Consider the following 23,193-nt stretch of genomic DNA (forward strand, 5'->3'; position numbering starts at 1 on the left):
TCTATTAATCTTCGAGTTTATTCCACCAGGTTCTTTTCAGGATGAACACAATCACAGCCAATATGGCAATGGTGATCATCAATGGCATCTTCATCATTAAAATCAGGTACATTGGTAACAGGGTTAAGCAAAGCTGTGCGATAATGCCCAGCAGCACATTGAACATATCCCTGCCAAAATTCTTGTTCGCCTCAAAGGAAGGGTCATCTTTTAAGACCATTTCATGAACGGGCTTCCAGAATCCCCATGGCCTTACGGTCTTATAAAAACTTTTTAAAGTATTTTCATCTGTAGGCGGTGCCATATAGGTCCCGATCACAGATCCAACTAAGGAAAGCAGGAACAGCAATGGGAAATAGTATAGAAATTCTACACCAGAGAAGAACCTGGTAAATACCAGGGCAGCGACAATACCGGTAAACATGCCCCAGAAAAATCCGTTGGAATTGAACCTCCACCAATGCCATTTTAACACGTTTGCAGCGATATAGCCACCGTATAGAGCGGATACGATCCATTGCAGCACACTATTTACATCTCTGGCAAAAAAGCCCAGGGTGATTCCTACAATAACCACTAATACCCCGGATAGGTAATTCATCGAAATGACCTTTTTATTGGAGGCCTCCGGATTGATATATTTGAGGTATACATCATTTACAATATAGGCTTGTGCGGCATTTAATGTTCCGGAGAAAGTGCCCATAAAAGCGCCTAACAACCCTGTTAGCACTAATCCGAACAAGCCAACCGGCACAAAACTGTTGATACTTGCCGGCAAAATCCTTTCGTAATCTATCGCGCCATCCAGCCCTTTTAAGTTCATTTGATCGTAGTAAAGAATACCCAAAACAGTGAGTCCTACAATCAGGGAATACCTGATGGGCAGCAATACAATAGAGACAAAACCACTCATTTTACTCGCTTCTTTTGGCGATTTAGTAGATAAAATCTTTTGCATATCGTAATTCGGCGGTGGGCCAGCCAGTGAAGCGAACACGCCTTTGAAAAGCATCATCATAAAGAAAATACTAAATAAGGAATAACCGTCGCTTTCAATTTTTTTATTGACATCGTCGATGATGCCTGTCCAGTTGAGCTCCAAATGTGTTCCGAAGAAAGGGCTATCCCAGCCTTTTGGCACATTTAAATGCTGTCCATGCAGGTTAATCATGGCGATCACGGCTATAGAAATACAAACTACCGTCATGATGGCGTACTTGATCATGTCGCCAAACACGATCCCATGCATTCCTCCAAGAATGGAATAAAACATCGCAAAAAGTGTAAATATGATGCCGTAGAAATGAGGTACATAATGTGGGGATACTTCAAAAGGCACATATCCTTTCACAAACTCCCAGGGAATAAAGATTTCAACAAACTTACCAAGTCCTATAAAACCATAAGCTAGGAAGCCCAGACAGCTCAATAGAGCAAAGGCCACCACAACCTTATGTGAAGCACCAACCCCTCTTCCTTTCAATCCGAACCTGGTGGACAACCATTCGGCGCCGGTAGTCGCATTGGAACGTCTCAGCCATTTGGACAAATACATCATCAGAAAGACCTGATTAAATACTGGCCATAACCATGGAATCCAAATACTTTTCATGCCGTAAACAAAGCAAAGGCTCACCATCCACATCGTACCGCTGATATCGAACATATCAGAGGCATCGCTTAAGCCCAGTTTATACCAGGGCAAAGATTTACCTCCCATGATATAACTCTGGTTATTTTCTTTGGCCTTTTTGCGGTACCAAAAACCAATAATGATGGTGCTGATCAGATAAGTGATGATAATGAGAACATCAATGAGTTGAAACTTCATAAAATCAAAACTATACTATTTTCGCATACAGCTTCAATACTATTTTAACAATTAATTGTATTCACAAAACAAAAAGACTTATTACTATAGTATTAGTGCTAATTTAGACTAGTACTATTTTAACATAAAGCTAATTCATTACGACTCAATTATTATATTTATATGATGGCCAATAATATAGTCAGGGAAATTACCCCTTTAACACAAAGTGATTGCTTCACGATCTTTTCCAGGACTAAAAAGGAGTTCGATTTCCCCTTACACTACCATGAGGAGTACGAATTGAACCTGATCCTTCATGCTAAAGGTGCAAAAAGAATCGTAGGAGATCATATTGAGGTGATCGAAGCTGCAGAACTGGTCTTTATTGGCCCCAATCTATACCATGCCTGGTTTACCCATCAATGTAAAAGTGAGGAGATCCTGGAAATCACCATTCAGTTTCACAAAGACCTGTTTGATGATCGCTTACTCAAAAGAAATCAATTGAGTTTCATTTCGAACATGTTTGAACGCTCACAAAAGGGGATATTATTTGCTGCGGATACGATTGAACGATTGATTCCACGAATTCTTTCTTTAAATCAGAAAAAAGGTTTTGACTCGGTATTGGAGCTTTTTTCTATTCTTCACGACTTGTCAATTTCCAGAAATATGCGCAGCTTATCAAATTCCAGTTTCAACAATGAGCAGTTCAATTACAACAGCAGAAGGATAGAAAAAGCGTTTGATTATATGAACATGAATTACAATCGTGGGGTTTCACTGGAAGAAGTGGCGAAGGCGGCAAGTATGCCGGAAGTATCTTTCAGCCGGTTCATCAAGAAAAGAACGGGCAGCACCTTTATCGACAGCTTAAATGAAATCCGTCTGGGTCATGCCACAAAAATGCTGATTTCGAGTACGCAGACGATTTCTGAAATCGCTTATAAATGTGGCTTCAATAACATTTCCAACTTCAACCGGATTTTCAAAAAGAAGAAAAACTGTACGCCAAAAGAGTTTAGAGACAGTTTTTCGGGTACACGTTCCTTTATTTAATAAAGCTCATCTAATTGAGGTTGAACTTGTCACTTTTTACTTGTACCACGTTAGAGGCAGAGATAATCCCGACTACCAAAATTCCGATCAATATGGCCAATGCGATTTGGAGCGTGGAGTAGAGCTTGCTTCTGGACACCATAGATGCTGAACTTTGAATCAGCTCTTGCCCTACCTGCGTTTGGATGGTCATCAGCTCTGTTAACTGCTGCAAAGTTCTTCTGGAAGTTGCTCTTCCTACCGTCTCATAAAGTTTTCTTCCATCCTCAATACTATGGCTGTCACTTAAAGCAATCACGTGCTGTTCTGCCGCAATAGAACCAATTAACCTGATTTTCAACTCTTTCAGCTGTTCCTTTTCCTGTTTCACCAGAAAAGTCTTTTCATATTTTTTCATCAGAGAATCGATCGTCGCATTGAACTTTCCAAATTGCGTTTTCAACAAGCTGACATCCTTTTTATCCGGATTTCCAGAATACAGAAAACTATCGAGGGTAAATTTTTTCGCAAAGATGTTTTCTGAGATGTAGAAAAGATCAGTTGCAGGAACCAGACGGTCGTTATACATGGAAACGAAAGATTCATTCATACTTTTCACACTCTTATCCTCCAGGATTCTGATGAGAATCATACAGGCCATAATCGCAAAAAGGAACGTAGCGATTTTCATTTTCTGTTTTAAAGAATAAGCAATTTTCATAGCATACAGTTTTTATAAGCTTTAGATTTAGTCTTCCAAAGGGGTAATGAAAAGGTTAGGTGCAAAATTTACTAAAAATAATTCTCTTTTTGCCCTGGTGACCCCAGTATATAACCATCGCAGAAAATCCAGGTCGATCATTTCTTCTGTTAAATAGCCTTGATCTACGAAAACAGCTTCCCATTGGCCACCCTGTGCTTTGTGACACGTAACCGCATAAGCGAATTTAATTTGCAGTGCATTGTAGTAAGGATCTTCCTTAATCGCTGCGAAACGTGCTTTTTTATTGGTCAGGTGTTCATATTCAACATTTAGTGCTTCAAACAGTTTATTTCCCAGTTCATAAGAAAGGTTTGGTGTTTCGGCGGTTAACGTATCTAGCATCACTTTGCAGGAAATTTGTCCGGCATCCGGGAAATCGAGGAATTCCAGGGCTACTTCGGCAAAACGGAAGCCGAAACGTTCTTCTGTACCCCTCACACGTACGATCTTAGCCATATCGCCATTGGCAATAAAAGCAGCAGATTCATTATCCGGGAGCCAGTAATAATTGTTCTTCACCACCATGATCTGGTCGCCGCCGGTCAGTTCTTCTTCCCGGTATAGTATCCGCGCGCGGATTTGCTGGTTGTATACATTGGCTGATTTATTAGACCGGCACACCACCAGTGTATTTTCCATACCAAATTTACTGTAAGCATATTCCAGCCCTTCGACTAGCTTAAGGCCGGTCATCCTAAAAATGTCTTTATATCCAGTGGTGATAAATTTAGGCAGTTCAATCTCATCAGCTTCCTCGGATGACCCTTCATTGATCAGTTTCCGCAGCATGGTGGCGTTGGCAAGAATACCGGATTCCTTTTCTTGTCGCACGACCTCCTGAAGTTCTACCGCCCGCACTGACATCCCAAAATTGGCCGCTATATAATCTTTGTTTAATGCCGGACTGTCGATACTGCCAACCGGTGGCAACTGTGCCGTATCCCCAACAAAAATTGCTGCACAGTTTTTCTGATTGTATACATATTGCATCAGGTCCTTCAAAAATGAAGAACTGGTTTGTGTATTCCATTCATCGGCAATCATGGAGGCCTCATCGATAATAAATACCGTATGTTCTGATATATTTGGTGTAATCTGAAAAGACATATCCGTAGACACCGCAGATTTTTTCCTGTAAATTCTCTTATGAATAGTGAGTGCTTTACGCCCGGTATAGTTGCTCATCACCTTTGCTGCACGTCCTGTAGGCGCCATCAGTACCGCTTTGAAGCCAAATTTCGGTAAAGCTTTAACCAGTGCCCCAACAGAAGTGGTCTTTCCCGTACCCGCATATCCCCTCAATATAAAACACTGATCGTCTAAGTCTTGGCTTAAAAAAGCAGCCATTTCCTGGCAAAAAACCAGCTGTTCGGCAGTCGGTGTAAAGGCGTAAGACTGGGCTATAATTGATGCTTTATCCATTTAACAAAGATGCAATGGTGATGTTATAGAAAAAAGGATTAATTTTGATCTTAAATAATTAGATACAGATGAGCCATAAAAACAGCATTTTATTAGTTGATCCGGAATTTGATCCTAGTACTGCGCCAAACTGCAATTTACTGTTAAAAATTACCGCAGATAGCTTCTCTTACGCCATTATTGACAAAAACAGCAACCAGTTAAAAGCGGTTTATGATCAGCAGGAATCCAAAAACATCCCCCATGATCTTGCTGTAAAATTAAAAACCGACAGTTACTTGAATTTGGCTTTTAAAGACATCAAAGTAGCGGTATACAGTGAAAACTCAATTTCCATCCCAACCGAGTTATTTGATGACAAAAACTTGGACCAGTATGCAAAGTTCTTTACAGACGAACAATCGGATAATCTTTATGTGAGGCCATTTGCTAATTATGGATTCACTTCTATTTTTACGCTGCAGCGTTTCATGGATGAGACTTTAGCGGATGCATTGCTGAGCTGCAAGTTATTCGACCAGGTAGCGCCAATGCTGGCTATGGTTCCAAATAAAACCAGCAGTACTTTGGTTCTTGATTTTACCGCAGCATCTTTTACGGCGGTGCTGACGGAAGGAAAAAAGCTAATTTTTCGCAATTCCTATGAGATAGAGAATTCGGAAGAGTTTAACTATTACCTGTTATTGCTGATCAACCAGGTTCACATCGATACCAAAGAGACTGAGGTATTATTGAGTGGCATTGTTCACGAAGATGATGCTTACCATCAATGTCTGGAGAAATACTTCCAGAAGATAAAATTTAACACACCCTTAAGTGATCAGGTAGATCACAAAATTTTAGAAGACATGCCTGCTCATTATTACAGCAGCTTGCTAGCACTGGATATATGCGAATAATTGGCGGTACATTAAAAGGCATTCGTTTCAATGCCCCGGAAAGCTTACCGGTAAGGCCCACTACAGATATGGCCAAAGAAGCTCTTTTTAACATTCTTTACAATACTTACGATTTTGACAGCTGCGATGTGCTGGACCTTTTCTGTGGTACAGGAAATATCAGCTTTGAATTTGCTTCCAGAGGAGCAAAAAGCGTGACCGCGGTGGATAAACATTCTGGATGCATCTTTTGGGTACAGTCGGTGATTGCCAAACATAAGCTAGACGTGATTGAGGTGCAGAAGGCCGACGTTTTCAAGTTTTTAGATACCCATAAAAAATCTTATCAGATCATTTTTGCCGATCCTCCTTATGATCTGCCTACGATTCCAAAGATTCCTGAATTGGTGATCAAAAATGATTTGCTGACTGATAATGGTTTATTGATCGTGGAGCACCCTTCTTTGTTAAAAATGAACAATCAACCCGGCTTTAAAGAGACCAGAAGATATGGGAATTCGTCCTTTAGCTTCTTTGAAAAAGTAAAATAATCACTTCGCCACCTTTTTAAGGGTGGCGATTTTATAACTTATATATACTGATGAAAATCGCCCTGTTCCCAGGATCATTTGATCCGATTACTATCGCCCATGTGGACATCCTGAAACGTGCTTTGCCGCTATTTGATAAAGTGGTAGTGGGTATCGGATTGAACAGCTCTAAACAGAGTTATCTATCTGCGGAAAAACGCGAAGAAATTGTAAAAACAGTGTTTGAATCGGAAGCCAAAGTGGAGGTCCAACTTTATGAAGGACTGACTGTCGACTTTTGCAGGAAGATAAATGCACAATACATGGTTCGGGGAATCCGTTCAGTGGGTGATTTTGAATATGAGCGTGCCATTGCACAGATCAACCAGACGATGATGCCGGAAATGGAAACGATCTTTATCTTGAGTAAGCCGGAATATTCGGCAATCAGCTCCACCATCGTCCGTGATATCCTAAGAAATCACGGAGATGTGAGTCAGTTTTTACCTCAGGATGCTATCCCGTTCCTCTAATAGGGAACCTACTTCCAGCACCTGGATGATAGATGGGTAAGTATTTACGAGCACAGGAGCCAGATCAGCTTTATTTAACCATTTGGCTTTCGTAATGCCTTCTTCTTTTTGGGGAATCAATTTTGGTTCTCCTTTAACGGTCATGCTGTACCATTTGGTTTTCTTTAATACCAATTTGTTACCCATCGGATAAACATGGTAGGTTTTGCAAAGCTTCTCATCGTTGGTGTAAATCGTTACGCCGCATTCCTCTTCCACTTCTCTCAATCCGGCTTCTCTCATCTTCTCGCCTTTCTCTACTTTCCCTTTTGGCAGATCCCACTTTTTATTCCTGTAGATAAACAGGTAATTGCCTTTTGCACTTTTAACGAGTCCGCCGGCAGCTCTAATCAAAATAAGGTTGTTTTTAATTTGCTTAAAAACCGCTTTAGGGTCAGCTACCAAAAGTAGATAATCTGCAGCAGCATTTACAGGCAGGTTTTTGTAGAACAATCTGAAATCAAAACCTTCGAGCTCCAATTGCTGAATTTCTTTTTCCTGGGTAGGCTTCGAATCTGCAATAAACAAGGTATTGTCGTTGATATAAATGCTGTATTTTTTCATGCTTAACGCTTAAAATGCTTTTTATGACGGGCTGTAAAATTTCCTTAGAAAAAACAGACCCCTTTGAATTGCATTCTAAAGGGGGTTTCAATCAAATTTCTTACAAAATCGCCTGGATGTTTGAGTTTTTAAAATTATAAATATTTATCCAATAATCCCCATCAAAAGAATGGAGGATGACTAAAAAAATAGAATCAACAAGAGGCGCCCTCTTATTTTAACAAGGAAAATTCATGCCTTTCCTTGTTTCCCAACAAATTCCTATTTATTTCCCTGATGTTCAACGACTCAGAAAAAACTACTTTTCTTGCTAACAATAATTACCGACCTTTATGGGACACAAATAATTAATTAAACCAGGATTTATTTATTTTGCTCCTCACATTAGCAATTAGTGCTAGGACAAACGTATGAAAATCTGTAATTTTGTAGTATGTATAATAAAAGTGATATTGAATTAAAGGTAGCTGAATTTTTATTACAAATAAAAGCAATAAAGTTACAACCGAATAACCCGTTTACATGGGCATCAGGCTGGAAATCTCCAATTTATTGCGATAATAGAGTTACACTTTCCCATCCCTCAGTAAGAACATACATCAGACAAAAACTGACGCAATTGATCCAGGAAGAATTCGGTTCTGTGGACATCATTGCGGGAGTAGCAACGGCTGGTATCCCTCAAGGCGTACTTGTTGCACAAGAATTGGGATTACCTTTTGCTTATGTGAGAGCGAAAGCAAAAGAACATGGCACAGGAAGTCTGATTGAAGGAGAAATCGTAGAAGGTCAGCGTGTAGTTGTGGTAGAAGATTTAATTTCTACTGGCAAAAGCAGCTTACAGGCAGTGGAAGCATTGAGAAATGCGGGACTATCAGTAGCAGGTTTGGTTTCTATTTTCACCTATGGTTTTGACCAGGCTGAAGAAAACTTTAAAGCGGCAAAATGTCGTTTCGCCACCCTATCAAATTACAATACATTAATTGAATATGCTGCTGAGCATAGCTTCATCGCTCAAAATGATGTAGATCTATTGACTAAATGGCGCAGAAACCCTTCAGAGTGGGGAAAAGAATTAGAACAACTAACCTAAAATCATAATGACAGTTATTGAGAGTACTACTGACATCAACCAACCTGTAGCAAAAGTCTATACATTTTTAGCTGATATGAACAATCATCAGCAATTGATGCCGGAAAACATCTACAACTGGTCGTCCACTAATGATGAAGCTAGCTTTACCATCCAAAACATGGCTAAATTAGCGATCAAGATTTCTAATCGTGTAGAAAACCAGGAATTAACTGCTATCCCAACAGAGAAACCTCCGTTTGATTTAGAGTTAAAATGGACAGTTGCAGACAATGGGAATGGTGGAACTACCGCAACATTGATCATTTCTGCAGACTTGAACATGATGATGAAAATGCTTGCTGCTGGCCCATTAAAGAAATTGGCTGACCATCAGACTCAAAAACTAGCAGAAATATTGAATTAGATTCAACACCTATAAAAAAAATAGCCGATCCCTCAAAGACCGGCTATTTTTTTATATTCAATTTTCAGCGCTGCCTCGTTTAATCAGCGCTCCCTCCTTTAATTTAAAGAGAATTCCAGGTAAACAGGCACATGATCGGAAATTCTCCGTGCTTCTTTTAAGTCCTCAAATTGGGTGTAAAAAGGAACAATTCCGGTGCTGATCACCTTTAGCTTGTCTCCATGATAAAAGAAATTGTCATATTCTGAAGCCAGAGATTCCCCTTTGACCACCTTTTGCTTCAAAGAGGTTTTCTGATTTGCCATTGCCGATACATAACCCATGTTCCTTAGTGGATTAAACACAGAATGAGATTGCGGCAGGTTGAAGTCTCCACAAAAGATCAGCGTCTCTTTTGGATGCAGATCCGGCAGGAATTTCAGGTATTTGATTTCTGTTTCCGGCTGTTTCGCCTTTGGCTTTGCATGAAAAGAAACCAGCGTAAATGTTTTCTTTCCGAGCTGAAACCTCCCGAAATAAGGCTCTCGCTCTACTTCCAGCTGGTACTTTTTCTCCAGCCATGGCTCCCCTATTTTTTTTAGCTTTTTGCTCTTCCACATAAAAGCATAACGTTCTTTACTGTATCTATCGCTGGAAGTACCATGGCTAAAAACATACTCCCATTGCTCTCCGCTCTTATTTAAGGCCTCCGCTAGCCTGATGACCGCTTTTGGCCCACCATAACCAGCTACTACTTCCTGAATGGCAATGACATCAAAACGCTTGACCACATTGGCAATAAAAAGGATATTTTCATCTGTTTTGGACTGGCCAAAATCTTTAAGGTTCCAGGAACCTACACGAACACTTTGCCCGGAGGCACTAAAAAAACAAACCGCAAACAGCAACAGGAGCGTATTCCTACGCAGCCACAAAAGGGAATTTCTCAAAAGATATTTATTTAATGGTATTTAATTTCATTCTCTTCATCACGAAAAAGAAGCCGATGGCGGTAAATAATAACACGGCAGCTGTTCCCCACCACAAGGTATTGAAACCATAAATTGCCGCAATACGGGTTCCCAGAAAAGGGGAAAACACATGTGCGGCAGAAGTACAAAGTGCATTTACGCCCATATAAGCGCCTCGGGTTTGAAGAGTAGAGCGCTGCAAAGTGACGGTTGCCATAAAAGGCATGGCCAGAATTTCCGCCAGGCAAAGCACGAACATCGCCATATAGAGTACCCATATTCCATGGGCAAGGTTTAAGATCAGGAAAGAAAAACCGCAAAGTAGCGTCCCCATCACCATGATGTCTCTTGGCGTAAAGCGCTTCTCAGCAATATGTACCAGCAGCATTTCCAAAAGAAAAACAACAATCCCACTAAAGGCCAGGATGATTCCAATATTTCCTTCCGTCATCTGATACACTTCTCTGTAATATAAAGGCAGTGTGCTCAGCAATTGAAGGAAGCAGATCGTGAAGATACTGCAAAGCAGGCTGAACAGCATAAATAACAAGTCTTTATAAGGAGATTTCGCCGGGACTGTAGATACTGGATCTTCATGTACTGCTGCTTTCTCTTGTTCAGCTTTCTCATTTCCTTTTCTATTTCTAAAATAGATGAAAAACAAGATGGCAGAGCAAAAAGCAGCTATGGCATTGCCATAAAACAAAAAGGTATAGGAAATCGCCGCCAGGAAACCACCGAGTGCTGGGCCTATAGAAAAACCGAGGTTCATCGCCATGCGGTTTAAAGAAAAAGAACGGATGATGTTATCAGGTTTTGAATAGTAGGCAATAGATACAGAGTTTGCGGGTCTGAAAGTCTCGGAAATTACACTCAATATAAATACCCCTACCGCTAATTTCAGGACTGTATTCAACTCAGGAAGGAGAAAAAACATAGGCACTGTAAAAATTAAACTAAACAGCTGCACTTTAAAGTGTCCCACCTTATCTGTTAGCCAGCCGCCGGCAAAAGAACCCGCTACTGCTCCAACCCCAAAACAGCTCAATACTGTTCCGGTATCCTCCAAAGAGAAACTCAAATGATTGATCATGTATATCCCCAGAAAAGGGATCACCATGGCACCACTTCTATTGATCAGCATCACCAGTGCCAGCATCCAGGCCGGTGTGGATAGCCCACGATACGCATCTAAATATAACCGTAAAAACTCCTTCATCTCTCTCCTTATTATAAAATTCATCAATATGCCAGGCTTGCGAATTTAAGAAGAATATTGCCTTTAAGACCAATATTTGGGCATTCTATTTCTAAAATGATGTTGCCGTTGCTAATTATTTATTAGCGCCTTCGATAGATGATTTCAGGATTGCCCGACATAAATTCAGTCGGCCAACACCAGACCGGTCATTGTGTCATACTAATCTCATGAAATCAGACAATTTTTCATGAATTTCTTCTAAGAACAATATGGCATTTACTTTGTTTAACAGATGATATGAACTTCAATAATTTCACTATAAAAGCACAGGAAGCGATTCAACAGGCTTCTGAAATAGCTCAAGGCAACCAGCAACAAGCTATTGAGACAGCGCATATACTTAAAGGCCTGCTCACTGTTGATGAAAATGTGGTTTCTTATATTTTAAAGAAATTAAATGTAAATCTAAATGTGGTAAATCAACATTTGGATAGCCAGATTGCAAAGTTCCCTAAAGTGAGCGGAAGTAGTCCGTATTTAACTTCAGGCAGTAACTCCGCAATTCAAAAGGCGCAATCTTATTTGAAAGAGTTCAAAGATGAATTCGTTTCAGTAGAGCACCTTTTACTGGGTTTGCTGTCTGTAAACGACAACACTTCTAAGGTATTAAAGGATCAAGGGGTGACTGAGAAAGACCTTAAAAAAGCCATTGTGGCTTTGAGAGGAGACAACCATGTCACTGATCAAAATGCTGAAGCAACATTTAATGCTTTAAATAAATATGCAAGAAACCTGAATGAATATGCAGAATCAGGAAAGCTTGACCCTGTAATTGGTCGTGATGAAGAGATCCGGAGAGTGATCCAGATTCTTTCCAGACGTACCAAGAACAATCCGATCCTGATCGGTGAGCCTGGTGTTGGTAAAACTGCCATCGCCGAGGGTATTGCCCACAGGATCATTCAAGGAGATGTTCCTACGAATCTAAAGACAAAAACAGTATTCTCTTTAGATATGGGGGCACTGATTGCAGGTGCCAAGTACAAAGGAGAGTTTGAGGAACGGCTAAAAGCAGTGGTTAAGGAGGTGACTCAAAGCGATGGAGACATCATCCTTTTCATTGATGAGATCCATACTTTGGTGGGTGCCGGCGGTGGAGAAGGCGCAATGGATGCGGCTAATATCCTAAAACCTGCATTGGCCAGAGGTGAACTTCGCGCAATCGGAGCCACTACCCTTGATGAGTATCAAAAATATCTTGAAAAAGATAAGGCCCTGGAACGCCGTTTCCAAAAGGTAATGGTGAATGAGCCGGATACTCAGGATGCGATTTCTATTCTGCGTGGACTGAAAGAAAAATATGAAACCCACCACAAGGTGAGGATAATGGACGAGGCGATTATTGCCGCGGTAGAGATGTCGCAGCGCTATATTGCCGACCGTTTCTTGCCGGATAAAGCCATCGACTTAATGGACGAGGCCGCTTCTAAACTACGTTTGGAAATGGACAGTGTTCCGGAAGAAGTAGATGAACTGAACCGCAAGATCATGCAGTTGGAAATTGAACGTGAGGCGATCAAAAGGGAGAATGACGACAAGAAAGTGAAGTCTCTCGGCGAGGAAATTGCCAATCTATCTGCGGAACGTGATCAGCTGAAAGCCAAATGGCAAGGTGAAAAAGACCTTGTAGATGCGATTAACGCAGAAAGTGAACAAATAGAGCATTATAAACTGGAAGCAGACCAGGCGGAACGTGCCGGAGATTACGGTAAAGTAGCGGAAATCCGTTATGGAAAAATTAAAGAATCTCAGGACAAAGTTGAGCAACTGAAAGCGAAGCTGGAAGGTCAGCAATCCGAAAGCAGAATGCTGAAAGAAGAAGTGACCGCTGATGATATCGCTGGAGTTGTAGGCAGATGGACCGGTATTCCGGTGACAAAACTGATCTCCAGTGAAAGGGAGAAATTGCTGCACCTGGAAGATGAGCTGCACAAGCGTGTGGCCGGACAGGATGAAGCAATCGAAGCCATTTCTGATGCGATTCGCAGGTCAAGAGCTGGATTACAGGACAAACGCAAGCCAATTGGCTCATTCATCTTCCTGGGTACTACCGGTGTGGGTAAAACCGAGCTGGCCAAAGCATTGGCAGAGTTCTTATTTAACGATGAGAATGCCATGACCAGGATTGACATGAGTGAGTATCAGGAGCGTCATGCGGTATCCAGACTGATCGGAGCGCCTCCAGGATATGTGGGTTACGATGAAGGCGGACAATTAACGGAAGCCGTTCGTAGGAAACCTTATTCGGTAGTACTGCTGGATGAGATTGAAAAAGCGCATCCGGATGTGTTCAACATCTTGTTGCAGGTATTGGATGATGGCCGTCTAACAGACAATAAAGGCCGCATGGTGAACTTTAAAAACACCATCATTATCATGACCTCCAACATTGGAGCACACATGATTCAGGATAATTTCAAAAACCTGAACGAAGGAAACCGTGAAGAGGTAATTGCCAAGACGAAGAACGAACTGTTCGAAATCTTGAAACAAACCATCAGACCGGAGTTCTTAAACAGGATTGATGAACTGATCATGTTTACCCCGTTGAACCGCAGCGAAATCAGAAACATTGTGAACTTACAGTTCAACCATGTGAAAGAGACGCTTGCTGAGATGGGCATCCAGATCGAAGCGACTACAGAAGCTTTAGACTGGTTAGCAGAATTAGGTTATGATCCTCAATTTGGAGCGAGACCGTTAAAACGTGTCATCCAAAAGAGAATTTTAAATGAATTGTCTAAAGAGATTCTTGCTGGAAAAATAGACAAAGACAGTAAGATTAAATTAGATATGTTCGACAATAAATTCGTGTTTTTAAACAACAACTAAGCGTCTTCGCTTATTTAATTGCAACCATTGTTAAATAAAAAGCCTTCAGATTATCTCTGAAGGCTTTTTTTATGTTTAGTAAATTATATTTAATCGGGATTTTTTTGAGTAATATAAATTTTAGGCCTTCTTTTTACTGCCTTCAATATTTGGCAGGAAACCCGTCAATAAACCGATTAACGGCAAGAAAGAACAGATGTGGAACACATAAGCAATACTGGTACTATCGGCCAGATTACCTAACAATGCAGATCCTATCCCTCCCATTCCGAAGGCGAAACCGAAGAATAATCCGGATACCAGTCCTACTTTACCAGGAATCAATTCCTGTGCATACACAAGAATTGCAGAGAAAGCAGAAGCCAGAATCACACCGATCGGCACAATCAATACTCCCGTCCAAAATAAGTTGGCATAAGGCAGCATCAAAGCAAATGGTGCGGTACCCAGGATTGAAAACCAGATCACGTATTTACGGCCGAAACGATCGCCAATAGGCCCACCGATCAATGTTCCTGCCGCTACAGAGAATAAGAACACAAAGAGGTATAACTGGGAAGTCTGCACAGAAACATGGAACTTTTCAATCACATAAAACGTGAAATAACTCGTCAGACTGGCCATGTAAAAATATTTAGAGAAAATAAGGATCAATAAAATAGAGACTGCAAAAATCACTTTCTTTTTAGAAAATTGACTGGCAACGGTTACTACAGCAGCCCCCTGCTTTGCTTTCTTGATCACGTGTCCTTTATACCACTTACCTACCCTGCTTAAAATCAGGATCGCCAGTAATGCAATCAAAGAAAACCAGATGACACTAAACTGTCCTTGCGGCACGATAATCCAGGCGGCCAATAGTGGCCCCAAAGAACTGCCTGCATTTCCACCCAATTGGAAAATAGATTGCGCCAATCCTCTTCTGCCTCCAGAGGCAGCGTGTGCCATCCTGGATGCTTCCGGATGAAAAATAGAAGACCCTGTACCAATTAAGGCTACAGACAATAACATCATATAAAAACCATTAGAAAGGGATAATGTGACCAAACCTATCAAAGTAAAGCCCATTCCTATCGCTAAAGAATAAGGCTGCGGCTTTTTATCAGTATACATTCCTACAAATGGCTGAAATATAGAGGCCGACATTTGAAACATCAGGGTAATCAGACCAATCTGTGAAAAACTCAGCTTATAACTCTCTTTAATTACCGGATAAATGGCAGGAATTAAAGATTGGATCGTGTCATTTAGCAAATGCGAAAAACTGATGGCAAAAAGGATAGGAAATACGGTGTTTTCTACCATTTTTCCCGTAGAAGGAACAGAATTCATAATAAAACTATAATTAAGCCCAAAGGTATAAAAAACAATCCCCTTTCATATATGTTGTTAGCAATGAGATCTCCGCATCTGCAAGAACCCCTATTATTGAAGCTTAAAAACCCATATTATTATGAAAATCGCTTATATTTCTTCTTATCCACCACGAGAATGTGGCATCGCTACGTTTAACCATAATCTACTTCGGGCAATTGGATCTGATAAGGTTGCCGTATCCGACGACAGTTTCGTAGTGGCCATGAATGATTCAGAGCATTTGGGTGAATATGAATACCCTAAAGAAGTGAAATACGTTATCCGCCAGGAAAATCAAAAAGATTATATCCGCGCGGCAGATTATATCAATACCAGTCTGGCTGATGCCTGTATTCTGGAGCATGAGTTTGGAATTTATGGCGGTGAAAACGGGATCTATATCCTTCCTTTAATTGCAAGGTTGCAAAAACCGCTGATCACTATTTTCCATACTATTTTAAAGGATCCAAATTATTTGCAGCTCACCATCATTAGAGAAATTGCAAAACACTCTTCCAGAGTGGTCGTGATGAGCCATCGTGCAGTAGGCTTCCTGACTGGAATTTACGGCATTCCTTTTTCAAAAATACAGCTCATTGAGCACGGTGTTCCGGATCTGGAAGCAAAAGTTGAAAACCCGGTGAAACAATCACTGGCTTTTAAAAATAAGAAAGTACTGTTTACCTTCGGACTAATCAGTAGAAATAAGGGATTGGAAACTGTGATTGAGGCTCTACCTAAAATTGTAGCGCAAAATCCGGATGTCATGTATGTGATCCTCGGTACTACCCACCCAGGAGTGATTAAGAACTCCGGAGAAGAATATCGCGATAGCTTAAAAAAGCTGGCAAAAAAACTGAATGTATCCGACAACCTGACTTTCATCAACAAATTTGTCTCAGAGGAGGAATTGTTTGATTACCTGACTGCCGCAGACATGTACATTACGCCTTATTTAAACGAGGCACAAATTACCAGTGGCACTTTATCATATGCAGTAGGCTCAGGTGCAGCGGTGATTTCTACCCCCTACTGGCATGCACAAGAATTACTTGCCGACAATAGAGGTCGATTATTCGACTTCAGGGATAGCGATGGATTGGCTAACATTGTAAATGAACTGTTCAACGAGAAAGACAAACTAGCACAATTACGCTCCAATGCCTATGAATATGGCTTGCATTTACGCTGGCCAAGTACCGGACAGGTATTCATTGATGTATTAGATGAGGCCGTTTCTAAATATCTTTCCGAAATAGAAAAAGGTGGCAAGCAGATTATAGATCCAGATATGATGCCTGCATTTAGTCTGGCACATGTACAGCGATTAACCGATGACACCGGGATTGTGCAGCATGCAAAATATGGTATTCCAAATCTTAAAGAAGGCTATTGCTTAGACGACAATTCCAGGGCATTAATTCTGGCCATCCTGGCGTATCAGCAAAATAAAAGTAAAGCTGCATTGGAATTGCTGCCCATCTATCTGAGTTTCATTCAATACATGCAATGCGACGATGGAAATTTCAGAAACTTCCTCAGCTTTAAACGCGAATACCTGGATGAAGTAGGTTCTGAAGATTCTTTCGGACGTACAGTATGGGCATTAGGCTACCTGATCAGTAATGCACCTAACAATTCATACCGGGAATTTGGTAAAGATTTATTTTTAAAATCTGCCCCTCATTTCAGCAAACTGACTCATTTGAGGGGAATCGCCAATACAGTGATTGGCTTAGAAAAATATCTGGAAGCACACCCTTATGACGGCCATATCAAAGAGCAGATGAACATGCTTATTGTACCCTTAAAAGCTGCTTATCAAACCCATCGCAATGAAACATGGCACTGGTTTGAAGAAAAAATGACGTACGACAATGGCATTCTTCCCCTCGCTTTACTTTGCCATTATCAGGTGACCAAAGATGAAGAGTCTTTAAGCATAGCATTGGAAAGCATGGCGTTCTTATCTAAGCACACCATTTCTGATGGCTATTTAAATCCGGTAGGAAATGATGGTTGGTTATTTAAAGATGGCGGCCAAATGGCACTTTATGATCAGCAGGCCATTGAAACCATGGCGATGGTACTGATGTATTTCAAAGCTTATGAGATCACCTTAGATCTGGGGTATATCACGCAAATGTATCTGTGTTACCAATGGTTTTTAGGCGAAAACAGCTTGAAACTTCCATTATACGACCATGAGACTAAAGGCTGCGGTGATGGTTTACAGCCACATGGTGTCAATAGAAATCAAGGTGCAGAAAGCACATTGGCTTATTGGATTTCACACTTAATTGTACTTCAGGCATTAGAATCTGAGTATGAATACATTCAGAGTGGCGAATTATTTAGTGTTCAAAAAGAGGAAAACAAGCGTTTAATATAAGTATGAAAATCGCAGTATTAGCGCCCGTAGCCTGGAGAACTCCTCCAAGGCACTACGGGCCCTGGGAGCAAATGGCTTCAAATTTAACAGAAGGACTGGTTAGAGCTGGTCTGGAAGTCACCTTGTTTGCAACTGGCGATTCGCTGACTTCAGGAAAACTGGATGCGGTGATTGGAGCAGGATATGAAGAAAACAGAGATCAGGATGCGAAAGTGGTAGAATGTCTGCACATCAGCAACCTGATGGAAAAAGCGGGATCATTTGATTTGATCCACAATCACTATGACTTTCTGCCATTAACGTATACTGGTTTGATAGACACGCCAATGATGACTACCATCCATGGTTTTTCCTCAGAAAAGATCATTCCCGTGTATCAAAAATACAATTCAAGGGGGCATTATGTGTCGATTAGTAATGCAGACCGGCATCCTGCCCTTCAATACCTTAAAACAGTTTATAATGGCATAGACCCCACAGGTTTTGAGTTTAATGCAGTTCCTGAAGATTATCTTTTATTTTTTGGGAGGATTCACCCGGATAAAGGAACTGCTGAAGCGATACAGATTGCCATTCAGAGCAATAAAAAGCTAATTATTGCAGGCATTGTACAGGATCAGGGTTATTTCAATTCACATGTTGCTCCCTTTCTAAACGGAGATATTGAATTTGTAGGCGCTGCTGGTCCGGAACAAAGAAATCAGTTGTTAAAACAGGCTTCGGCCTTATTACACCCAATAAATTTTGAAGAACCTTTTGGTTTGAGTGTTGCGGAAGCAATGATTTGCGGAACGCCAGTGATCGCTTTTAACAGAGGATCTATGTCTGAGCTCATCAAAGACCAGGAAACCGGATTTTTAGTAGCTGATGTGGAAGGAGCCGTAGGTGCAGTACATCAGTTGGATAGTATCCATAGGGAAACCTGCAGGGATTGGGCATTGAGCCAGTTTTCGCAAGAAAAAATGGTAAAGGACTATATCAGCCTTTACCATCATATTTTAGCTACTTAGTTTTTTTTTGAATTTCCTTGCCTTGTTCTATAGCAGATGGTGCGGCTGTGAGTAATTCAGCCTCATTTTTCTCCTCTAACAGGTCAGTTTCCTCTTCATCGCTTTTTCCTCCAGCTTTAATCAGGCAGTCAGAACTTTTCAAACGTGCTAAAACTAAGTCTATTTTAACAGAAGCGAATGAAGAACAATAATCGGACAAGCCATAAGGAATGATCAATTCACCATTGTGGATGATTGATCCGCAAGAATAAAGCACATTAGGCACATAACCCTCCCGCTCATCTGTATTTGGAATAACAAGGGGTTCGTTTAGTCGGCCGATCTCTATTGATGGGTCTTCCAGATTAAACAAACTCGCACCTAAGCAATATCTGCGCATCGGCCCTACACCATGGGTGATCACCAGCCAGCCATCTTCGGTCTCAATAGGGGAACCGCAATTTCCAATCTGTATGAATTCCCAAGGGAACTTTGGCGACTGCAGTTTCACTGGATTGTCCCAAACTGTTAGTTTATCGGAATACATCAGATAATTGTTCCAGCCATCGATTCTGGACATCATCACATATTTCCCATTGATCTTTCTTGGAAACAATGCCAGATTTTTGTTCTGAGCTCCAATACCATGTAATGGACTCACTTTAAAATCGTAAAAATCCGTAGTTTGAAGTAGCTTAGGCATGATCATCGCACCATCAAAAGCAGTATAAGTGGCATAGAAGATAACGGATCCATCAGCTTTCACAAAGCGTACAAATCTTGCGTCTTCAATTCCTTTCCTTTCAAATTCGGAGATTGGGAAGATCACACGGTCTGAAATATCGGTATCCCTGGAGAAACTGATTTCATGATAGGTATCAGAAAGCCATAGAATCTTATCATATTCCAATTTCTTCAATTCATCTTCCTGAAGACTCTTAGTGTCCAGTATGATTCTCCTTAAGGTCGCATAATCGAATTTATCTTCTAGTTTATGGCCCAGCTCGTCCAGGATCTCGATATCGATCTTCGAATCCGCAGCTTTCTTAAGGAATAGTTTTTTGTTATAAACGGCATTTTTAATGACCTCTGCTTCGTCGATATAGTTTCCAGCAGGGATAACAGTAATGTTATTGTCTTTATCGATCAGGGCTCTTCTAAATACGACTGAGGAAATGTGTCCCTCTCCCACTGCTCTAAAACTGATGATGACTCTTTTTTCGCCTTCTACTAATTCCGATTGATCCGGATCTTCTACAATAGAAGGGTTGAAGAAGGCTGCAGATTCTATAGAATATTCATGTGTAAAATAAGAACCGATCAATAAACGTTGGTATTTATCCAGTGATTCAGGATCATGTCCTGCTTCCTTGATGGCATTCCCCACTTTTTTACAATGCCTGGTCAGGATCTTTGTAATGTTCCTGTGTCTTTTAGAATATTCCTGGAGCAATGGGGAGATGATCCCAAATACTTCCTGATCAGAAAGCGCCAATACATGTTTGATGACTTCTATTGCCCGCTCTTCGCCATTAAAGAAAAAACGTGCAATCACACGTTTTGGATCGGGATATACTTTAACCGGTTTTCGTTCTACAGATAATCTCATGTGGTATTAACGTTTTATAGGGGTAAAAAGGTTTATGAAATTATACATTTTTTAAAATAAATACTGCGGTGTGCAGAATTATTGTTGCGTTGTTGCTGGAATAGCGATTAGGGAAGTCTGACTTGAACAGGCTTTTTGTCAGACTTTGTACAAAAAGGCACACAAATAAACCTGACAATCCTACAAAAATAGTCAGGATGAATAACCTATTTTCAGACCCTAAAATGACAATACCCAAGGCTTTGTCACCGGAAAATAATAATGAATTATTCCAATAAAACATATTTGATTATCAATTAAGCACTTACAAAAAACACAGCTTTCTGGCACTGCAGAAAAGATATGCTTTGGCATAAGTGTTGACTATAGAACGTAAATGGTCAGAAATAAAGGCCAGGTTAATCATTAAAAAACAAGAAAATGAAAAAATTAGTATTATCATTAGTTGCAGTTTCTGCATTTGCTTTCAGCACTCAAGCACAAACTGAAAAAGGAAAAATTATTGTAGGTGGTAATGTTGCATTTGATACTCAAAAAAGTGATGCTGCTGGTGCAAAATCAAACAGCAATTTTCAAATCGTGCCAAGTGTAGGTTACTTTGTTTCTGACAACATCGCAATCGGTACTGGTATCGGATATGGTTATAGCAAAACAAATGGCGTAGCAGGTGCTGACAACACTACAGCACAATTTGGTAATAAAAACACTTCATTTGTCGTAAATCCTTTTGGACGTTACTATGCGAACTTATCTGAGTCTTTTAAATTCTTCGGACAATTATCAGTTCCAATGGCATTCGGTAAAGACAAAGCAGTAGATGCAGCAGGTAACACAGGTGCAAAAACAGGTACTACTACTGAAATCGGTGTAGCTTTATCTCCAGGTTTTGCTTTCTACCCTACTAAGAAAATCGGTATTGAATTCGCATTAAACGGATTAAACTACAACACATTACGTAAAGAAGGCGTGAATGACGAAAAATTAAAAGGTCAAGGTTATGATGAGTTTAGCTTCGGTGCGAACTTCTTCTCTCCAAAAATCGGTGTTCAGTTCCATTTCTAAGCACGCTACTTAATTTAGTTTTTTTTAAAGGCCTGGGGAAATTCTCCGGGCCTTTCTGCTTTGCAAAGTTTAACAATTTTCAATGGCTTCTATTTTACGCACATTTGTTTTATTGATTTTCGTTAATTTAGCTCTTGATTTAGCGCCTAACTAACCTAACTTATTATACATGAAAAAAATATTTCTAATTGCCTGCGGTATCGGCTTCGGCTTTTCTCTGTATGCGCAGGAAATCCCTTTAAAAAAGATTAAAGACAATGCGGCAACGTCCGTAAAAAACCAAGGTCAGTCTGGCACTTGCTGGAACTACTCTACCACATCGCTGATAGAATCTGAAGAAATGCGCAAGGGAATGGGCGAGTTTAACCTTTCAGAGATGTTTCCCGCTAGAAATATCTATATCGAGAAAGCAAAAAATTATGTACTTCGTCAGGGGAAAGCGCAATTTGGAGAAGGTGGCCTAGGTCATGACCTGATCCGGGCAATTGCCCTGTACGGCGCTATGCCACAAGAAGCTTTTCAAGGAGTTAGTGGAGAAATCCCAGACCATACCGGCCTGGAACAAGCGCTAAAAAGCTACCTGGATACGGTATTGACAAAACGTCCGATTGCAGACAACTGGTTAGCTGGTTACGAGGCAATTTTAGATCAGAAATTAGGTACTCCCCCTGCAAATTTCGATTATAAAGGGAAAAATTATACGCCAAAAACCTTTGCTAAAGAGGTATTAAAATTTGATGCCAACGACTATGTAAACATCTCTTCTTTTACACACCATCCGTATTATTCTACTTTCGTACTGGAAGCTCCGGATAATTTTGCCAATGGTTCTTTTTATAACTTACCGCTGGAGGAGATGGTAAACCTGACAAAAACTGCCGTTAAAAATGGGTACACCGTGATGTGGGATGCCGATGTGAGCAGCAAAAATTTTCAGCAGAAAAAAGGTTATGCGATGCTGTTTGCTGATGATGCAGATGTGAAAGCGGAAAAGTTAAATCCTAACGCGAAAGAAAAAGCATATTCCCCAGAATTGCGTCAGAAATTGTATGAGGATTTGACTACACAGGACGACCATTTGATGCATTTGATTGGTCTGGATCAGTCTAGTGATGGCAAGTACTTTTTTAAAGTAAAAAACTCCTGGGGTGATGTAGGCCCGTTCAAAGGATATATTGAAGTATCGGAACCTTACTTTGCGATTAATACCGTGAGTTTAGTGGTACCAAAAGCAGCGCTTTCTTCGGAATTGAAAAAGAAACTAGGAATTTAATCTAGAAAATCTTAAAGGCCTGTGTGCTTTAACCGCAGTAAATCTTAAATGATAAGATTCAGATGGTTAAAGTGCGCAGGCTTTTTTATGATGTCTTTAAGGTGCAGGATTAATGTTATAGTAACCCTGCCTGTTTATTGATATCAGTACCCATAAACATCAAGGTTATTGGCATCAACATACATTTACATCAATATATCTTAACATCTATATATCAAAACATCTCATTCTAACTTATAAATTCATTTTCATAAACAGGGTTTTACACACAACGCCATACACACTCAAACAATTATAAACCAATGGTTTAAATTGATTTTTTTTGAGACATTTGACCCTAAAAAATATTAGAATTGTTCTCTATATTAATCATGAAATAAGATATAA

The 23,193-nt window shown here is 40.4% G+C and carries 19 protein-coding genes; 11 read left to right on the forward strand and 8 right to left on the reverse strand.

What is annotated here, in order from left to right; translation table 11 throughout:
- Positions 1 to 4: 4 nt before the first annotated feature.
- Positions 5 to 1,834: a sodium:solute symporter family protein gene (locus tag K7X70_RS20635; RefSeq protein WP_222538828.1), complete on the reverse strand. Its 1,830-nt coding sequence runs from the start codon at positions 1,832 to 1,834 to the stop codon at positions 5 to 7.
- 162 nt (positions 1,835 to 1,996) lie between these two features.
- On the opposite strand from K7X70_RS20635, the gene K7X70_RS20640 reads away from it, so the two are divergent.
- On the forward strand, positions 1,997 to 2,875 hold the full coding sequence (locus tag K7X70_RS20640) for an AraC family transcriptional regulator (RefSeq protein WP_255607477.1): 879 nt from the start codon (positions 1,997 to 1,999) through the stop codon (positions 2,873 to 2,875).
- 10 nt (positions 2,876 to 2,885) lie between these two features.
- Here the strand turns inward: K7X70_RS20640 and K7X70_RS20645 are convergent, their stop codons facing one another.
- A complete protein-coding gene (locus K7X70_RS20645; RefSeq protein ID WP_222538829.1) occupies positions 2,886 to 3,575 on the reverse strand; it encodes an MCP four helix bundle domain-containing protein in 690 nt (229 codons plus the stop codon).
- A 27-nt stretch (positions 3,576 to 3,602) separates the two neighbouring features.
- A complete protein-coding gene (locus K7X70_RS20650) occupies positions 3,603 to 5,039 on the reverse strand; it encodes an ATP-dependent DNA helicase (protein ID WP_222538830.1) in 1,437 nt (478 codons plus the stop codon).
- Positions 5,040 to 5,107: 68 nt separating this feature from the next.
- Here K7X70_RS20650 and K7X70_RS20655 point away from each other — a divergent pair, with 68 nt between their 5' ends.
- Genes K7X70_RS20655 through coaD form a run of 3 tightly spaced genes read left to right on the forward strand, consistent with a single transcriptional unit; the run spans position 5,108 to position 6,980 of the window.
- Positions 5,108 to 5,938 (forward strand): DUF3822 family protein, encoded by an 831-nt coding sequence (locus K7X70_RS20655; protein ID WP_222538831.1) that lies wholly within the window; start codon positions 5,108 to 5,110, stop codon positions 5,936 to 5,938.
- Positions 5,929 to 6,468: an RsmD family RNA methyltransferase gene (locus tag K7X70_RS20660; RefSeq protein WP_062549916.1), complete on the forward strand. Its 540-nt coding sequence runs from the start codon at positions 5,929 to 5,931 to the stop codon at positions 6,466 to 6,468. The genes K7X70_RS20655 and K7X70_RS20660 overlap by 10 nt, the downstream gene beginning before the upstream one ends.
- 50 nt (positions 6,469 to 6,518) lie before the next feature.
- A complete protein-coding gene (gene coaD, locus K7X70_RS20665) occupies positions 6,519 to 6,980 on the forward strand; it encodes a pantetheine-phosphate adenylyltransferase (protein WP_222538832.1) in 462 nt (153 codons plus the stop codon).
- On the opposite strand, the gene K7X70_RS20670 is transcribed toward coaD, so the two are convergent.
- Complete coding sequence (locus K7X70_RS20670) at positions 6,951 to 7,583, reverse strand: NUDIX hydrolase (protein ID WP_222538833.1); 633 nt, start codon at positions 7,581 to 7,583, stop codon at positions 6,951 to 6,953. The genes coaD and K7X70_RS20670 overlap by 30 nt on opposite strands.
- A gap of 433 nt (positions 7,584 to 8,016) precedes the next feature.
- On the opposite strand from K7X70_RS20670, the gene pyrE reads away from it, so the two are divergent.
- Both pyrE and K7X70_RS20680 read left to right on the forward strand, forming a co-directional pair.
- Positions 8,017 to 8,676 (forward strand): orotate phosphoribosyltransferase, encoded by a 660-nt coding sequence (gene pyrE, locus K7X70_RS20675; protein WP_062549919.1) that lies wholly within the window; start codon positions 8,017 to 8,019, stop codon positions 8,674 to 8,676.
- Positions 8,677 to 8,683: 7 nt separating this feature from the next.
- Positions 8,684 to 9,082 carry an SRPBCC family protein gene (locus K7X70_RS20680; protein ID WP_222538834.1) on the forward strand — a complete coding sequence of 133 codons (399 nt, stop codon included), beginning with the start codon at positions 8,684 to 8,686 and terminating at the stop codon, positions 9,080 to 9,082.
- A gap of 98 nt (positions 9,083 to 9,180) precedes the next feature.
- Here K7X70_RS20680 and K7X70_RS20685 read toward each other — a convergent pair whose 3' ends face one another.
- A complete protein-coding gene (locus K7X70_RS20685; protein WP_255607478.1) occupies positions 9,181 to 10,011 on the reverse strand; it encodes an endonuclease/exonuclease/phosphatase family protein in 831 nt (276 codons plus the stop codon).
- A gap of 7 nt (positions 10,012 to 10,018) precedes the next feature.
- Positions 10,019 to 11,251, reverse strand: coding sequence for an MFS transporter (locus K7X70_RS20690; RefSeq protein ID WP_222538835.1), 1,233 nt, complete (start codon positions 11,249 to 11,251; stop codon positions 10,019 to 10,021).
- A 279-nt stretch (positions 11,252 to 11,530) separates the two neighbouring features.
- Here K7X70_RS20690 and clpB point away from each other — a divergent pair, with 279 nt between their 5' ends.
- On the forward strand, positions 11,531 to 14,125 hold the full coding sequence (gene clpB, locus K7X70_RS20695; protein ID WP_222538836.1) for an ATP-dependent chaperone ClpB: 2,595 nt from the start codon (positions 11,531 to 11,533) through the stop codon (positions 14,123 to 14,125).
- Positions 14,126 to 14,245: 120 nt separating this feature from the next.
- Here the strand turns inward: clpB and K7X70_RS20700 are convergent, their stop codons facing one another.
- A complete protein-coding gene (locus tag K7X70_RS20700; RefSeq protein ID WP_222538837.1) occupies positions 14,246 to 15,457 on the reverse strand; it encodes an MFS transporter in 1,212 nt (403 codons plus the stop codon).
- Positions 15,458 to 15,578: 121 nt separating this feature from the next.
- Between K7X70_RS20700 and K7X70_RS20705 the strand changes: the two genes are divergently transcribed.
- Positions 15,579 to 17,873 (forward strand): glycosyltransferase family 4 protein, encoded by a 2,295-nt coding sequence (locus K7X70_RS20705; RefSeq protein WP_222538838.1) that lies wholly within the window; start codon positions 15,579 to 15,581, stop codon positions 17,871 to 17,873.
- Between the two features lie 2 nt (positions 17,874 to 17,875).
- Entirely contained in the window at positions 17,876 to 18,883 is a 1,008-nt protein-coding gene (locus K7X70_RS20710; protein WP_222538839.1) for a glycosyltransferase family 4 protein, read from the forward strand.
- On the opposite strand, the gene K7X70_RS20715 is transcribed toward K7X70_RS20710, so the two are convergent.
- A complete protein-coding gene (locus K7X70_RS20715; RefSeq protein ID WP_255607480.1) occupies positions 18,876 to 20,471 on the reverse strand; it encodes a glycoside hydrolase family 130 protein in 1,596 nt (531 codons plus the stop codon). The two genes, K7X70_RS20710 and K7X70_RS20715, sit on opposite strands and share 8 nt — an antisense overlap.
- Before the next feature lie 420 nt (positions 20,472 to 20,891).
- Here K7X70_RS20715 and K7X70_RS20720 point away from each other — a divergent pair, with 420 nt between their 5' ends.
- Both K7X70_RS20720 and K7X70_RS20725 read left to right on the forward strand, forming a co-directional pair.
- On the forward strand, positions 20,892 to 21,533 hold the full coding sequence (locus tag K7X70_RS20720; RefSeq protein WP_222538840.1) for an outer membrane beta-barrel protein: 642 nt from the start codon (positions 20,892 to 20,894) through the stop codon (positions 21,531 to 21,533).
- Between the two features lie 169 nt (positions 21,534 to 21,702).
- Positions 21,703 to 22,806, forward strand: coding sequence for a C1 family peptidase (locus tag K7X70_RS20725; RefSeq protein ID WP_222538841.1), 1,104 nt, complete (start codon positions 21,703 to 21,705; stop codon positions 22,804 to 22,806).
- Positions 22,807 to 23,193 lie beyond the last annotated feature (387 nt).

The organism is Pedobacter polysacchareus, from assembly GCF_019802255.1.
In the GTDB taxonomy this organism is placed as follows: domain Bacteria; phylum Bacteroidota; class Bacteroidia; order Sphingobacteriales; family Sphingobacteriaceae; genus Pedobacter; species Pedobacter polysacchareus.